Below are 13,857 nucleotides of genomic sequence, written 5' to 3' on the forward strand. Positions count from 1 at the left end.
ACCCCTTGCGAGGAGCAGCACAAGTGAGCAGCAACAGCGGTGACGTCCGGCTCTGGGGCGGCCGTTTCGCCGACGGTCCCGCCGAGGCCCTGGCCAAGCTGTCCGCGTCCGTCCACTTCGACTGGCGGCTCGCGCCCTACGACATCGCCGGTTCGCGCGCCCACGCGCGCGTGCTGCACAAGGCGGGCCTGCTCACGGACGACGAGCTGACGGGCATGCTCGCGGGCCTGGACCGGCTCGAGGCGGACGTGGCGGACGGCTCCTTCACCGGCACCGTCGCCGACGAGGACGTGCACACCGCCCTGGAGCGCGGGCTCCTGGAGCGCCTCGGCCCCGACCTCGGCGGCAAGCTCCGCGCGGGACGGTCGAGGAACGATCAGGTCGCCACCCTCTTCCGGATGTACCTGCGGGACCACGCCCGGATCATCGGCGGCCTGATCGCCGAGCTCCAGGACGCGCTGATCGGCCTGGCGGAGGCCCACCCCGACGTGGCGATGCCCGGCCGCACCCACCTCCAGCACGCCCAGCCGGTCCTCTTCGCCCACCACGTCCTCGCGCACGTGCAGTCCCTGTCCCGGGACGCCGAGCGGCTGCGCCAGTGGGACGAGCGCACGGCGGTCTCGCCGTACGGCTCCGGCGCGCTCGCGGGGTCGTCGCTCGGTCTCGACCCCCAGGCGGTCGCCGAGGACCTCGGCTTCGAGCACGGCAGCGTCGGCAACTCCATCGACGGTACGGCGTCCCGCGACTTCGTCGCCGAGTTCGCCTTCATCACCGCGATGATCGGCGTCAACCTCTCCCGGATCGCCGAGGAGATCATCATCTGGAACACGAAGGAGTTCTCCTTCGTCACCCTGCACGACGCGTTCTCCACCGGCTCGTCGATCATGCCGCAGAAGAAGAACCCGGACATCGCCGAGCTGGCGCGCGGCAAGTCGGGCCGGCTGATCGGCAACCTGACGGGCCTGCTGGCCACCCTGAAGGCGCTGCCGCTGGCGTACAACCGTGACCTCCAGGAGGACAAGGAGCCGGTCTTCGACTCCTGCGACCAGCTCGAGGTGCTCCTCCCCGCCTTCACCGGCATGATCGCCACGCTCACCGTCCACCGCGAGCGCATGGAAGAGCTGGCCCCGGCCGGCTTCTCGCTCGCCACCGACATCGCCGAGTGGCTGGTCAAGCAGGGCGTGCCGTTCCGGGTGGCGCACGAGGTCGCCGGCGAGTGCGTGAAGGTCGCCGAGGCCGAGGGCAAGGAGCTCGACGAGCTCACCGACGAGCAGTTCGCGAAGATCTCCGCCCACCTCACCCCCGAGGTGCGCTCCGTCCTCAACGTCCCCGGCGCCCTCGCCTCCCGCGACGGCCGCGGCGGCACCGCGCCCAGCGCGGTCGCGATCCAGCTGTCGGAGGTCAAGCGGAACGTGGCGGCCCAGCACGAATGGGCAGTGGCGAAGAAGAAGGGCTGAAGCCGGCGCCCTGAAGGAGCGCGGGGACAGATGCTCTGAAGGAGCGCGGGGACGAGCGCCCGGAAGGGGCGCGGGGAACTGCGCGACGAGCCACGACGATCCCGTACTCGCCACATCACCACGGCGACCGGTCTCTCGGGCGAAGGTCATCGCGGGTTACGTTGGTCGAAGCCGTACCGGACCGACCGAACGGAGCCCGCGATGCCCTTCGCCCGCCTCGCCTCAGCGACGACCCCCACCTGCCACCTCGGACTGGGTCTCGCCGCCGTCGGCCGCCCCGGCTACATCAACCTCGGCCGCGACCGCGACCTCGGAGAGGACCGCAGCGTCGAGGCGCTGCGCGCCCGCACCGGCGAACTCCTCGACGCGGCCTACGCCCAGGGCGTCCGCTACATCGACGTCGCCCGCTCCTACGGCCGTTCCGAGGAGTTCCTCGCCGACTGGCTCCGGGCCCGCCCCGACGTCGACGACGTCGTCGTCGGCAGCAAGTGGGGCTACACCTACACCGCCGGCTGGACCACCGACGCCGAGCGGCACGAGGTCAAGGAGCACGGCCTCGCCACGTACGAGAGGCAGCGCGCCGAGACGGCCGAACTGCTCGGCGACCGGCTCGACCTCTACCAGATCCACTCGGTGACCCCCGACAGCCCGGCCCTCACCGACAAGGAACTCCACGCGAAGCTGGCCGAGGCCGCGGCCGGGGGCCTCACCGTCGGCTTCTCCACCAGCGGCCCCGCCCAGGCCGACGCGATCCGCGCCGCCGTCGCGATCACGGTCGACGGCACCCCCCTCTTCCGTACCGTCCAGTCGACGTACAACGCGCTGGAGACCTCCGCGGGACCCGCCCTCGCCGAGGCCCATGCGGCCGGACTGACGGTGATCGTCAAGGAGGGCATGGCCAACGGGCGGCTCGCGGAACCGCACGCGCCGGACGCCCTGCGGGCCGTCGCGGCCGAGACCGGCCTGGGCTGCGACGCCGTCGCCCTCGCCCTGGTCCTCGCACAGCCGTGGGCCGGGGTCGTCCTCTCCGGCGCCGCGACCACCGCCCAGCTCGCCTCCAATCTGCACGCGGCCGTCGTCGCCCTCGACGAGGAGCAGCGGGCCGCGCTCGGCACGCTGGCCGAGGAACCGCAGGCCTACTGGGAGCGCCGCGGCCGGCTGCCCTGGCACTGAGCCGGCGGCTGATCCGACACTGAGCCGGCGGCTGATCCGACACTGAGCCGGCCGGCTGATCCGACACTGAGCCGGCCGGCTGTCCTGGCGCTGAGCCGACTGGCTGCCCTGGCACTGAGCTGGCCCGGGCACACCCCTTCTCCCACCCCCTTCCTGAGACTCGCATGCCCATGGTGAGACAATCGTGTCTCAGATGGGCTACTCTCGTCTCATGGCTGTCGACCGAGACCACGTGCTGCGCAGCGCAGCCGCCCTGCTGACCCGCAGATCCACCGCGACCATGGACGAGGTCGCCAGGGCCGCCGGGATCAGCCGCGCCACCCTGCACCGCCACTTCGCCGGGCGGGACGCGCTCGTGCGGGCGCTGGAGGCGCTGGGCATCGCGGAGTGCGAGGCCGCGCTGGACGCGGCCCGGCTCGACGACGGCCCGGCGCGCGACGCCGTCAGCCGCCTCGTCCGCGAGCTCGAACCCGCGGCCGGACTGCTGTCCTTCCTCTACACCGAGAGCCAGCTGTTCGAGGGTGAGGGACAGAACGAGGGCTGGGACCGGCTCGACGCGCGGATCGCCGCCCTGTTCCGGCGCGGCCAGCAGAACGGCGAGTTCCGCATCGACCTCACCCCGGCCTGGCTCACCGAGGCCCTCTACGGCCTCATCGCCTCCGGCGCCTGGGTCGTGCTGAGCGGCAAGGTCGCCGCCAAGGACTTCCACCACATGATCACCGAACTGCTGCTCGGCGGCGCACTGCGCCACCCCGCACCACGGAGAGAGGAACCATGACCAGCACCCTGCAGCCGGCCGGAACGACGGCGGAGGTGAGGCGTCCGGGCCGCTGGCTCGCGCTCTCCGTCCTCGTGCTCGCCGTGCTGCTGGTGGCCGTCGACGCGACCGTCCTCGGTCTCGCGACCCCCTACATCAGCGAGGACCTCCAGCCCACCGGCACCCAGCTCCTCTGGATCGGCGACGTCTACTCCTTCGTCATCGCGGGCCTGCTCGTCTCGATGGGCAGCCTGGGCGACCGCATCGGCCGCAAGCGCATCCTGCTCGGCGGCGCCACGGCGTTCGGCCTGATATCCGTCCTGAACGCCTACGCCGCGACACCGGAGACGATGATCGCGGCCCGGGCGCTGCTCGGGGTCGCCGGCGCGACCCTGATGCCCGCCACCCTCGCCCTGATCCGCAACCTCTTCCACGACCCGCGCGAGCGCAGCCTCGCCGTCGGCATCTGGGGCGCCACCGCCTCCGCCGGCACGGCCGTCGGCCCCATCGCGGGCGGCTTCCTGCTGGAGCACTTCTGGTGGGGCTCGGTCTTCCTGATCAACCTGCCCGTGATGGTCGTCCTGGTCCTCGTCGGCAGCAAGCTCCTGCCGGAGTCGAAGAACCCCGACCCCGGCCCCTGGGACCTGCCCAGCGTCGTCCTGTCGCTGGCCGGCGTGATCGGCGTGGTCTACGCGGTCAAGGAGGCGGCCGCCCACGGCCCCACCTGGGACGCCCTCGCGGTCGGCGCGCTCGGCGCGGCCGCCCTGTACGGCTTCGTGCGCCGCCAGCTCACCCTGCCGGCCCCGCTGCTGGACGTGCGGCTGTTCCGCAACCGGGGCTTCAGCGGAGCCGTCCTGGCCGATCTGCTGACCGTGCTCGGACTGTCCGGCCTGGTCTTCTTCCTCTCCCAGTACCTCCAACTCGTCCAGGGACGGGGCCCGTTGGAGGCGGGTCTGGCCGAACTGCCCGCGGCGATCGGCGCGGTGGCCGCCGGTCTGGTGGCGGGCCGGGCGGCGCGCCGGTTCTCGGTCCGCGCGGTGGTCTCCGGCGGTCTGGCGGCCGTGGGGCTGGCCCTGGCCGCGCTGACCGTCCTGGAACGGTCCACGGGCTACCCGCTGCTGGGAGGCGCCCTCCTGGTCGTCGGCCTGGGCGCCGGCTTCTCGTTCACGGTGACCGCCGACGTGATCCTGTCCTCGGTCCCCAAGGAACAGGCGGGCGCGGCCTCCGCGGTGTCCGAGACGGCGTACGAGCTGGGCGCCGCCCTGGGCATCGCCGCGCTCGGCTCGATCGTGACGGGCGTCTACCGGGGCTTCACCGCACCGGCGGGCACCCCCGAGTCGGCCCACGAGTCACTGGGCGGCGCGGTGGAGGCGGCGACGGCGATGCCGGCGGCCGGGGCCCGGGAGATGCTGACCTCGGCGCGCGAGGCGTTCGTCGACGGACTCTCCGTCGCCGCCGGCCTGGGCGCGGTGGTCCTGCTGGTCACGGCGGTCGCGGCATGGTTCCTGCTGCGGAACGCGCGGCTGGAGAGCCGGCCCTGAAGGGGCGCGGAGGTCTCGTGCCGAGCGGCGCGCGGACACGCACGAACACCACGCGCCCGCACCCGCCGGAGACACCCGCACCCGCCGGAAACGCTCGCATCCGCCGGAAACGCTCGCACCCGCCGGAAACGCTCGCACCCGCCGGAAACGCTCGCACCCGCCGGAGGCGGCGGGCCCGAGGCGGCCGGGCCGAGGCGGCGCCCGGCCGCCGGAGGCCTACGCCGCCTTCGCCTTGGTGGCGTACATGTCCACGTACTCCTGCCCGGACAGCCGCATGACCTCGGTCATCACCGAGTCGGTCACCGCCCGCAGCACGTAGCGGTCACGGTCCATGCCCTCGTAGCGGGAGAACTCCATCGCCTCACCGAAGCGGACGGTGACCCGCCCCGGCCGGGGCATCCCGGCACCGCCCGGCTGGAGCTTGTCCGTGCCGATCATCGCGAAGGGGACGACGGGCGCCCCGGTCATCAGCGTCAGCCGGGCGATGCCCGTGCGGCCGCGGTACAGGCGTCCGTCGGGCGACCGGGTGCCCTCGGGGTAGATGCCGAAGATCCTGCCCTCCTCCAGCACCCGTCGGCCGGTCGTCAGCGCGGCCACCCCGCCGCGGCCGCCGTCCCGGTCCACCGGGATCATGCCGACGCCGGTGAAGAACCACGCCATCAGCCGCCCCTTGAGGCCCTTGCCGGTGACGTACTCGTCCTTGCCGATGAAGAAGACCTGACGGTCGCAGACGAGCGGCAGGATCATCGAGTCGATGAAGGTGAGGTGGTTGCCGGCCAGGATGACGGGACCGTCCCCCGGGATGTGCTCCGCGCCTTCCACACGGGGGCGGAACATCAGGCGCATGATCGGTCCGAGCACTGCCTTGATGAGCGCGAAGCGGGACAACGAGCCCTCCGATGTCAAGGGATAGCGGTATGAGTCTGTGCAGGTGAGGACGATACTCGCGGCGCCCCTGGAACCGCACATCGGGTTCACCGAGGTCTTACGTACTGTTGACGTACGTTTACCTGAACGGACGCCCCGTCACGGGCCCGTCACACGGTCGGACCGGTGTGACGGATGTCGCGGCCGAGGCGGTCCCGGGCGACGCGGACCGTCGTGGCCCTCACTCCACCGGGCCCGGCACGGCCACCCGCCACCCGGCACGGCCACCCGCCACCTGGCACGGTCACCCGCCACCTGGCACGGCCACCCGCCACCTGGCACGGTCACCCGCCACCTGGCACGGTCACCCGCCACCTGGCACGGTCACCCGCCACCTGGCACGGTCACCCGGAATCCGGTGCGGCCACGGGGGAATCCGGTGCGGCCACCGGGAATCCGGTGCGGTCACCCGGAACCCGCCACGGCCACCGGAGCCCGCCACGGCCACCGGAGCCCGCCACGGCCGCCCCACCCGCTGCGGCCCGCCGCCCGGCGTGCGCGGCCCGCCGCCCGGCGTGCGCGGCCCGCCGTGCCACCGGCGCGGAAGCGCTCGACGCCGTACGCCGGCGAGCGCCACCGCGGCCCGGGCCGGCCGGCCCCGGCCCGCTCCGGCCGACACCGAGCGGCTACCCCGCCCCGCCGGGCCGAACCGACGGACCGTCACGACAGCGTCGGAAACCGGCCATCTCCCGTCACTCGCCCGTTCGGGCCGGAGCCTCCCTTCGGTCATGTGGAGCCCCCTACGATCTGCGCGCACGACACGAGCCGACGGCAGGGAGGCCCCATGGGAACGCACGAGTCGCAGGAGTCGCGGAAGTCGCAGCACGCGCCGGAGTCGAACGACCGGGCGAGCGGAACCGGACGGCGGGCGTTCCTCGGAGCGGCCGCCGTCCTCGGGGCCGGCGGCACGGCGCTCGGCCTGACCGGCACCGCCCGGGCCGCCGGGACCCGGACCGGCACCGCCGGCGCCGCCGGCAGCGGCAAGGGCCTGAAGAGCCTGCCCGTGCCGACGATCATCGGGCACCGGGGGGCCAGCGGCTACCGGCCCGAGCACACCCTCGGCTCCTACCAGCTCGCCCTCGACCTCGGCGCCGACATCGTCGAGGCCGGCGACCTCGTCCCCACCAAGGACGGCCACCTCGTCTGCCGCCACGAGCCGGAGATCGGCGGCACCACGGACGTCGCCGACCACCCCGAGTTCGCCGACCGGAAGACCACCAAGGTCCTCGACGGCGTCTCCACGACCGGCTGGTTCACCGAGGACTTCACGCTCGCCGAGCTGAAGACCCTGCGCGCGACCGAACGCATCCCGGCCAACCGCCCGCACAACACCCTCTACGACGGCCGCTGGGAGATCCCCACCTTCGAGGAGGTCCTGGCCTGGCAGGACGAGCAGACCCGGGAGCGCGGCAAGCAGGTCTGGATCTACCCCGAGCTCAAGCACCCCACCTACTTCCGCAAGCTGGGCCTGGGCCTGGAGGAGCGGGTCGCCAAGCTGCTGCGCCGGGAGGGCAAGGACGACAGGAACGCGCCCGTCGTCCTCCAGTCCTTCGAACCGACCAGCATCCAGCGCCTGAACAAGCTGGTCGACAACCCCCTCGTCGTCCTCCTCTCCACCGCCGCCACCCGCCCCTGGGACTTCGTCGAGACCGGCGACCCGCGCACCGTCGCCGACCTCGTCACCCGCAAGGGCCTGCGCGAGATCGCCGGGTACGCCCAGGGCATCGGCCCCACCCTCGACCTGGTGATCCCGAGGGACGCGAACGGCCGCCTCACCACCGCGACCACCCTGGTGAAGGACGCCCACGCGGCCGGCCTGATCCTGCACCCCTACACCCTGCGCAACGAGAACCCCTTCCTGCCCGCGGAGTTCCGCAAGGGCACCGACGCGGACGCCTACGGCGACGTCTTCGGCGCCTACCGGGCGTACTTCGCCACCGGCATCGACGGCGTCTTCACCGACCAGCCCGACACCGGCCTGCTGGCCCGCGAGGACCACGTCAACGGCTGACCGACCCGTTGGGGTGACGAACCGGCCGCCCGGGCAACCCCGGCCAGGGCGGCCGCGTCGTGCCGCACATGACGCACGACCTGCTCGCCGCCCTGCGCCCGCTGCTCACCGCGGAGGCATCCGCCGAGGCGCACGCCACCGGAACCGAGCCCGCCGACCTCGAACAGGCGGTCTGGCTGCGCCTGCTGGAACACCTCGCCACCGACGGCCGTCCGCCCCTCGACCCGCAGCGCTGGCTGCGCGGTGCCGTCCGCGCCGAGTCCCGCCGCGCCCGCCGCACCACCCGCCGGGAACGGCCCTACGCGACCGAACCCGCCGACGACCACGCACACGACCCCGAGCACCTCGCCCTCGCCGCCGCCCGCCGCCGCGCCCTGCGCGACGCCGTGCGCCGGCTGCCCGGCCGCTGCCCCCGGCTCCTCCAGGCGCTGCTGTCGCCGCGGGACCTCACGTACCGGGAGATCGCGGGGGAGTTGGGTATCTCACAGGGCAGCCTCGGACCGGAACGTTCCAGATGTCTGGGATGTCTGCGGCGTCTGCTCGCACCGGAGGTTGCGGCCCGCGAAGTGCGGGGATAGGAGTGAAGGACCACGAGCGATCAGGTGAGCGGGAGGCGTGCGCACATGGGCATGAGCGTGACCATCTCGGTGGCGACCGAGCAGGATGCCGAGCAGATCTTCAGGTTGCAGTACCTGTGTTTCCAGAGCGAGGCGGCCCTCTACGGCAACTACCGCATCGCCCCCCTCGTCCAGACCCTCGACTCGGTCCGCCAGGAGCTCGCCTCCGACTGCGTCTACGTGGCGCGGCTGGGCGACGAGGTCGTCGGCTCGGTCCGCGGCTCCCTCACCGAGGACGGCGCCGCCGCCATCGGCAAGCTCTGCGTCCACCCCCGCCTCCAGGGGCACGGCATCGGCGCCCGGTTGCTGCGCGCCGCCGAGTCCGCCCTCGCCGAGGAGCGCGGCGCCACCCGGTTCCGCCTCTTCACCGGCCACCGCAGCGAGGGCAACCTCCGCCTCTACCGCCGCGTCGGCTACGAGACGGTCGGCACCTCCCAGGGCACCGACGGCGTACCGATGATCGTCCTGGAGAAGGCGGCCGGGACGTACGTGGCTACGGCGTGACCGTGCGCGACCTGCGCAGCCAGTACAGCGCCGTCAACGGCAGCAGCACCGGGATGAACACGTACCCCATCCCGTAGTCCGACCACACGGTCGAGTCGGGGAAGGCCGACGGCTCCACCAGCGTCCACGTCCCGACCACCAGCACCCCCGCGAGTTCGGCGGCGCAGCACACCTGCGCCGCCCTCCGCGCCGTCTCCCCGCCCCGCACCAGCGAGTACGTGATGAAGCCGTACACGATCCCGGCCAGCGCGGACAGCGAGTACGCCAGCGGCGCCCGGTCGAACTCCGTGGCGATCTGGTACGCCGACCGCGACACGGCCCCGACCACCATCACGCCGTAGAACCACACCAGCACCAGCCCCGGCCCGCCGATGAGCCGCGCCGGCTTCTCCTGAACGGCCGCCATCTCAGCCTCCCCAGATGTCATAGAGCCGCACCTCCAGCACGGCGAGCACGACGGCGCCGGCCGCGACCGTCACCGAACCCCACCGGGTCCGCTCGGCCAGCGACATGAACCCCGCCGCCGGCACGCACGCGAACGCCCCCAGCAGATAGGCCACGAAGATCGTCGTGCCCTGTGCCGGTTCCTCGCCCCGCGCCAACTGCACGATCCCGATCACCAGCTGCGCCAGCGCCAGGACCGAGACCAGGGCCATCCCGATGAAGTGCCAGTCCTTCGTGGGCTGATCACGGTAGGCCGCCCAGCCGCACCAGGCGGCCAGCAGCAGCGCGGCGACACCGGTCACCAGCGTCAGGACATCAAGCATGCAGCGACTTTATTACGGCGTGACCGGCCCCCCGTGGTCGGCCCCGGACCCCGCCGCCGCGCCGCCCGCGCCCTCGGCGCGAGGACCGTGGCGTTGGCCACAGCCCACTGGGCCCGCGACCTGGCGCCGCCCCGCTGTGAAAGAGCTGTCAGTCCTGTCCTTCCTGGTCAACGGCGGGACGGGAGATCTCCGCGGGTGTCCGGGGCACGTCCGCGGCCGTCCATGATGCGGACGATCGGGCCCTGTCAGGACCGTACGTCTGGTTTACTGATCGCATGACCACCACGAGCAGCCGCACCCTTGCGACCGAGGCGACCCCGACGCCCGGTGCTCGTTGTACGGGTCGAATGTGCGCCTTTTAGAGGGCCCCTGCACCACCCCGGGTTCGCGCCCCGAAGCGAGCCGCCGTGGCACATCGGTACGCCGTGAGCCGTACGCGTCCCGAGCCGCGCCCCAGCGCACCTGTTCTCCCCCGGTTCGATCGCCACCGCGAGGACCGTGCCGCGTCCCTGACCGAATCGCCTCCGTGCCCGGGCACACCCACGCCCGCGCACTCGACAGTGACGGAAAACCAGTGATCACCACATCGGGCCTTACGAAGGTCTACCGCTCACGCGGCCGTGAGGTCACCGCCCTCGACGGCGTCGACCTGCACGTCCGCGAAGGCGAGGTCTACGGCGTCATCGGCCAGTCCGGCGCCGGCAAGTCCTCGCTCATCCGCTGCATCAACCTGCTCGAGCGCCCCACCTCCGGGACGGTCACCGTCGACGGACAGGACCTCACCGCCCTCGCCGGCCGCGGACCGCGCGCCGGCCGCGAGCTCCGCCAGGCGCGCAGCCGCATCGGCATGGTCTTCCAGCACTTCAACCTGCTGTCCACGCGGACCGTGCAGGACAACGTCGAGCTGCCCCTGGAGATCCTCGGCAGGTCGGGCCGGGAGCGCTCCCGCAAGGCCCTCGAACTGCTCGACCTGGTCGGCCTCGCCGACAAGGCCAAGGCCTACCCCGCCCAGCTCTCCGGCGGCCAGAAGCAGCGCGTCGGCATCGCCCGCGCCCTGGCCGGCGACCCCAAGGTCCTCCTCTCCGACGAGGCCACCAGCGCCCTCGACCCGGAGACCACCCGCTCGATCCTGACGCTGCTGCGCGACCTGAACCGGCAGCTGGGCCTGACCGTCCTGCTCATCACGCACGAGATGGACGTGGTCAAGAGCATCTGCGACTCGGCCGCGCTCATGGAACAGGGCCGCGTGGTGGAGTCCGGCACGGTCAGCGAGCTGCTCGCGACGCCGGGCTCGGAGCTCGCCGCCGCGCTCTTCCCGGTGAGCGGCGAGGCCGCCGGCGAGGGCCGCACCGTCATCGACGTCACCTTCCACGGCGAGTCCGCGACCCAGCCGGTCATCTCCCAGCTCGCGCGCACCTACAACATCGACATCTCGATCCTGGGTGCCGCCATCGACACCGTCGGCGGCCTCCAGGTCGGCCGGATGCGCATCGAACTGCCGGGCCGCTACGAGGACAACGTCGTACCGGTCGGCTTCCTGCGCGAACAGGGACTCCAGATCGACGTACTGGGCGCTTCGCACGAGAAGTCCCCGCTGGTGAAGGACGGTGCCAAGTGACCTGGTCCGAGATGCAGCCCCTGCTCGCACAGGCGTGTTGGGACACCCTCTACATGGTGGGCTGGTCCACCCTCATCGCCGTCGTCGGCGGCCTCCCGCTCGGCGTCCTCCTCGTCCTCACCGACCGCGGCGGCCTGTTGCAGAACGTCGTCGCCAACAAGGTGATCGGGCAGGTCGTGAACATCGCCCGCTCCATGCCGTTCATCATCCTGATGGTCGCCCTGATGGGCTTCACCCGCTCGATCACCGGCACCACCATCGGCCGCGAGGCCGCCATCGTGCCGCTCGCCATCGGCGCCATCCCGTTCTTCGCCCGGCTGGTCGAGACGGCCGTGCGCGAGGTGGACGGCGGCCTCGTCGAGGCCGTGCAGTCGATGGGCGGCAACACCTGGACGATCGTGCGCAAGGTCCTCGTACCGGAGGCCCTGCCCTCGCTGATCGCCAGCACCACCACCACGATCGTCGCCCTCATCGGCTACTCCGCGATGGCCGGCACGGTCGGCGCCGGCGGCCTCGGCGACATCGCCATCCGCTACGGCTACCAGCGCTTCGAGACCGAACTGATGTGGATCACCGTCGCGATCCTCGCCGTCGTCATCTCGCTCATCCAGTTCGCCGGCGACTACGCGGCCCGCTCCCTGCACCGCCGCGGCGGCCGCTCGGGCCCCGCCCCCAAGCTGCGGCTCCTCAAGGTCAAGGAGCCGGCGGCCGCCGACATCGGCAACGCCGCCTGACCCGTCCACCAGGATTCCCCGCACACCCGCAGCGGGGTCGCATCACCCTCAGGAAAGGCACTTTTCGTGCGTAACACCGCCAAGATCACCACCGCCGTCCTCGCCGCCGGAGCCCTCACCCTCGGACTCACCGCCTGCGGCTCGGACAAGGACTCCGCCTCCGACACCAGCGGCCCGCTGATCGTCGCCGCGAGCCCGGTCCCGCACGCCGAGATCCTCGACTACGTCAAGGAGAACCTGGCCGAGAAGGCCGGCCTCGACCTGGAGGTCAAGGAGTTCACCGACTACGTCACGCCGAACACGGCGACCGAGGACGGCTCCGTGGGCGCGAACTACTTCCAGAACCAGCCGTACCTCGACGACTTCAACAAGAAGAACGGCACCCACATCGTGCCCGTCGTCACGGTCCACCTGGAGCCGCTCGGCCTCTACTCCAGCACGGTCAAGAGCGTCGACGACCTGAAGAGCGGTGCGACCGTCGCCGTCCCCAACGACACCGTCAACGAGGCACGCGCGCTGAAGCTGCTCGCCGCGAACGGGATCATCACCCTCAAGGACGGCGCGGGCACCTCGGCCACTCCCGCGGACATCACCAAGAACCCCAAGAGCCTGAAGTTCAAGGAGCTGGAGGCGGCCCAGACCCCGCGCTCCCTGGACGACGTGGACGCCGCCGTCATCAACGGCAACTACGCCATCGAGGCCGACCTCAAGCCCGCCGAGGACGCCCTCGTCCTGGAGTCCGCCAAGGACAACCCCTACGGCAACTTCCTCGCCGTCAAGGAGGGCAACGAGGACGACCCGCGCGTCAAGAAGCTCGCCAAGCTCCTGACCTCCGACGAGGTCAAGAAGTTCATCGAGGACAAGTACGCCGGCTCCGTCATCGCCTCCTTCTGAGGAACCGTCACCGCCGCGAGGCCACACCCGGCCGCTTCCGGCCGGCTCCCCCTGCGCGCTCACGGCGTCCGCGCGCACTCACGGGGTCCGCCCCTTCACAGGGAGTGGACCCCGTGGTGCGTCCCGGTGCTTTCATGCTGCATGCTGGGCAGTTCAGCAGGCCTGACGGTCGGACAGGCCGGGCCCCGACGGTTTCGAAGGTTACGGAGCGGCGCATGACGAGCACCTTCCCCACCATCTCCATCAGCACGGAGCGGTTGGTGCTGCGTCCCCTCGACGAGGACGACGTGCCCGCCCTGGCCGAGATGATGAACGACGAACAGGTCACGGCCTGGACCGCGGTTCCCCAGCCCTTCACCGAGGCCGGAGCCCGCACCTGGATCACCGAGTACGCCCCCGCCGAACGCACCGCCGGACGCGGCCTCGACCTCGCCGTCACCGAGTTCCTCACCCAGCGGCTCGTCGGCGTCATCCAGCTCGGAAAAACGAACTGGCACGTCCGCTCCACCGAACTGTCCTACATCATCGCCCCCTGGGCGCGCGGCGAGGGCTACGCCTCCGAGGCGGCGCTCGCCACCGCGCAATGGCTGTTCACCGACCAGAAGTTCGAGCGCATCGAACTGCGCACGGCCGCCGACAACACCGCCTCCCAGCAGGTCGCGCAGAAGATCGGCTGCATCAGCGAGGGCGTCCTGCGCAACGCCTGCATAGCGCGCGCCCGCGCCGAGGACGGTACCTGGACCGAGGTGCGCACCGACTTCATCGTCTGGAGCCTGCTCCCCGAGGACCTGGACGGCGCCGGGGAGCGGCTCGCGGACGACGGCGGCTTCACGTCCTACGCCGACTGGAACTGACCT

Annotated in this window: 14 protein-coding genes; 11 read left to right on the forward strand and 3 right to left on the reverse strand. The window is 72.0% G+C overall.

Annotated features, from left to right (window positions below):
* Positions 1-23 precede the first annotated feature (23 nt).
* The 4 genes from argH to ACIP67_RS11565 all read left to right on the forward strand — a co-directional run bounded on the left by argH (position 24) and on the right by ACIP67_RS11565 (position 4,928).
* On the forward strand, positions 24-1,457 hold the full coding sequence (gene argH, locus ACIP67_RS11550; RefSeq protein ID WP_401690786.1) for an argininosuccinate lyase: 1,434 nt from the start codon (positions 24-26) through the stop codon (positions 1,455-1,457).
* Positions 1,458-1,658: 201 nt separating this feature from the next.
* A complete protein-coding gene (locus tag ACIP67_RS11555; protein WP_401690788.1) occupies positions 1,659-2,630 on the forward strand; it encodes an aldo/keto reductase in 972 nt (323 codons plus the stop codon).
* 211 nt (positions 2,631-2,841) lie between these two features.
* Positions 2,842-3,408 (forward strand): TetR/AcrR family transcriptional regulator, encoded by a 567-nt coding sequence (locus ACIP67_RS11560; RefSeq protein WP_401690789.1) that lies wholly within the window; start codon positions 2,842-2,844, stop codon positions 3,406-3,408.
* The gene (locus ACIP67_RS11565) at positions 3,405-4,928 is read left to right on the forward strand and encodes an MFS transporter (protein ID WP_401690791.1); all 1,524 of its coding nucleotides are present in this window, start codon (positions 3,405-3,407) and stop codon (positions 4,926-4,928) included. The genes ACIP67_RS11560 and ACIP67_RS11565 overlap by 4 nt, the downstream gene beginning before the upstream one ends.
* Positions 4,929-5,144: 216 nt before the next feature.
* Here ACIP67_RS11565 and ACIP67_RS11570 read toward each other — a convergent pair whose 3' ends face one another.
* Positions 5,145-5,816, reverse strand: coding sequence for a lysophospholipid acyltransferase family protein (locus ACIP67_RS11570; RefSeq protein WP_401690996.1), 672 nt, complete (start codon positions 5,814-5,816; stop codon positions 5,145-5,147).
* A gap of 823 nt (positions 5,817-6,639) precedes the next feature.
* On the opposite strand from ACIP67_RS11570, the gene ACIP67_RS11575 reads away from it, so the two are divergent.
* From ACIP67_RS11575 to ACIP67_RS11585, 3 genes are all read left to right on the forward strand, one after another.
* Positions 6,640-7,866: a glycerophosphodiester phosphodiesterase gene (locus tag ACIP67_RS11575; RefSeq protein WP_401690793.1), complete on the forward strand. Its 1,227-nt coding sequence runs from the start codon at positions 6,640-6,642 to the stop codon at positions 7,864-7,866.
* A 68-nt stretch (positions 7,867-7,934) separates the two neighbouring features.
* Positions 7,935-8,444, forward strand: coding sequence for a sigma-70 family RNA polymerase sigma factor (locus tag ACIP67_RS11580; protein WP_401690795.1), 510 nt, complete (start codon positions 7,935-7,937; stop codon positions 8,442-8,444).
* Between the two features lie 45 nt (positions 8,445-8,489).
* On the forward strand, positions 8,490-8,987 hold the full coding sequence (locus ACIP67_RS11585; protein WP_401690797.1) for a GNAT family N-acetyltransferase: 498 nt from the start codon (positions 8,490-8,492) through the stop codon (positions 8,985-8,987).
* On the opposite strand, the gene ACIP67_RS11590 is transcribed toward ACIP67_RS11585, so the two are convergent.
* On the reverse strand, positions 8,977-9,393 hold the full coding sequence (locus ACIP67_RS11590; RefSeq protein ID WP_401690799.1) for a hypothetical protein: 417 nt from the start codon (positions 9,391-9,393) through the stop codon (positions 8,977-8,979). The two genes, ACIP67_RS11585 and ACIP67_RS11590, sit on opposite strands and share 11 nt — an antisense overlap.
* Position 9,394: 1 nt before the next feature.
* The gene (locus tag ACIP67_RS11595; RefSeq protein WP_401690801.1) at positions 9,395-9,754 is read right to left on the reverse strand and encodes a hypothetical protein; all 360 of its coding nucleotides are present in this window, start codon (positions 9,752-9,754) and stop codon (positions 9,395-9,397) included.
* 574 nt (positions 9,755-10,328) lie between these two features.
* Here ACIP67_RS11595 and ACIP67_RS11600 point away from each other — a divergent pair.
* The 4 genes from ACIP67_RS11600 (at position 10,329) to ACIP67_RS11615 (ending at position 13,854) form a co-directional block, all read left to right on the forward strand.
* Entirely contained in the window at positions 10,329-11,372 is a 1,044-nt protein-coding gene (locus ACIP67_RS11600) for a methionine ABC transporter ATP-binding protein (protein WP_401690803.1), read from the forward strand.
* Positions 11,369-12,106 (forward strand): methionine ABC transporter permease, encoded by a 738-nt coding sequence (locus ACIP67_RS11605; RefSeq protein ID WP_401690805.1) that lies wholly within the window; start codon positions 11,369-11,371, stop codon positions 12,104-12,106. Before ACIP67_RS11600 ends, ACIP67_RS11605 begins: the two co-directional genes overlap by 4 nt.
* Positions 12,107-12,172: 66 nt before the next feature.
* A complete protein-coding gene (locus ACIP67_RS11610; protein WP_401690807.1) occupies positions 12,173-13,000 on the forward strand; it encodes a MetQ/NlpA family ABC transporter substrate-binding protein in 828 nt (275 codons plus the stop codon).
* 215 nt (positions 13,001-13,215) lie between these two features.
* Positions 13,216-13,854: a GNAT family N-acetyltransferase gene (locus ACIP67_RS11615; RefSeq protein ID WP_401690809.1), complete on the forward strand. Its 639-nt coding sequence runs from the start codon at positions 13,216-13,218 to the stop codon at positions 13,852-13,854.
* Positions 13,855-13,857: the final 3 nt, after the last annotated feature.

It is taken from the genome of Streptomyces sp. NPDC088812 (assembly GCF_044750285.1).
GTDB lineage: Bacteria > Actinomycetota > Actinomycetes > Streptomycetales > Streptomycetaceae > Streptomyces.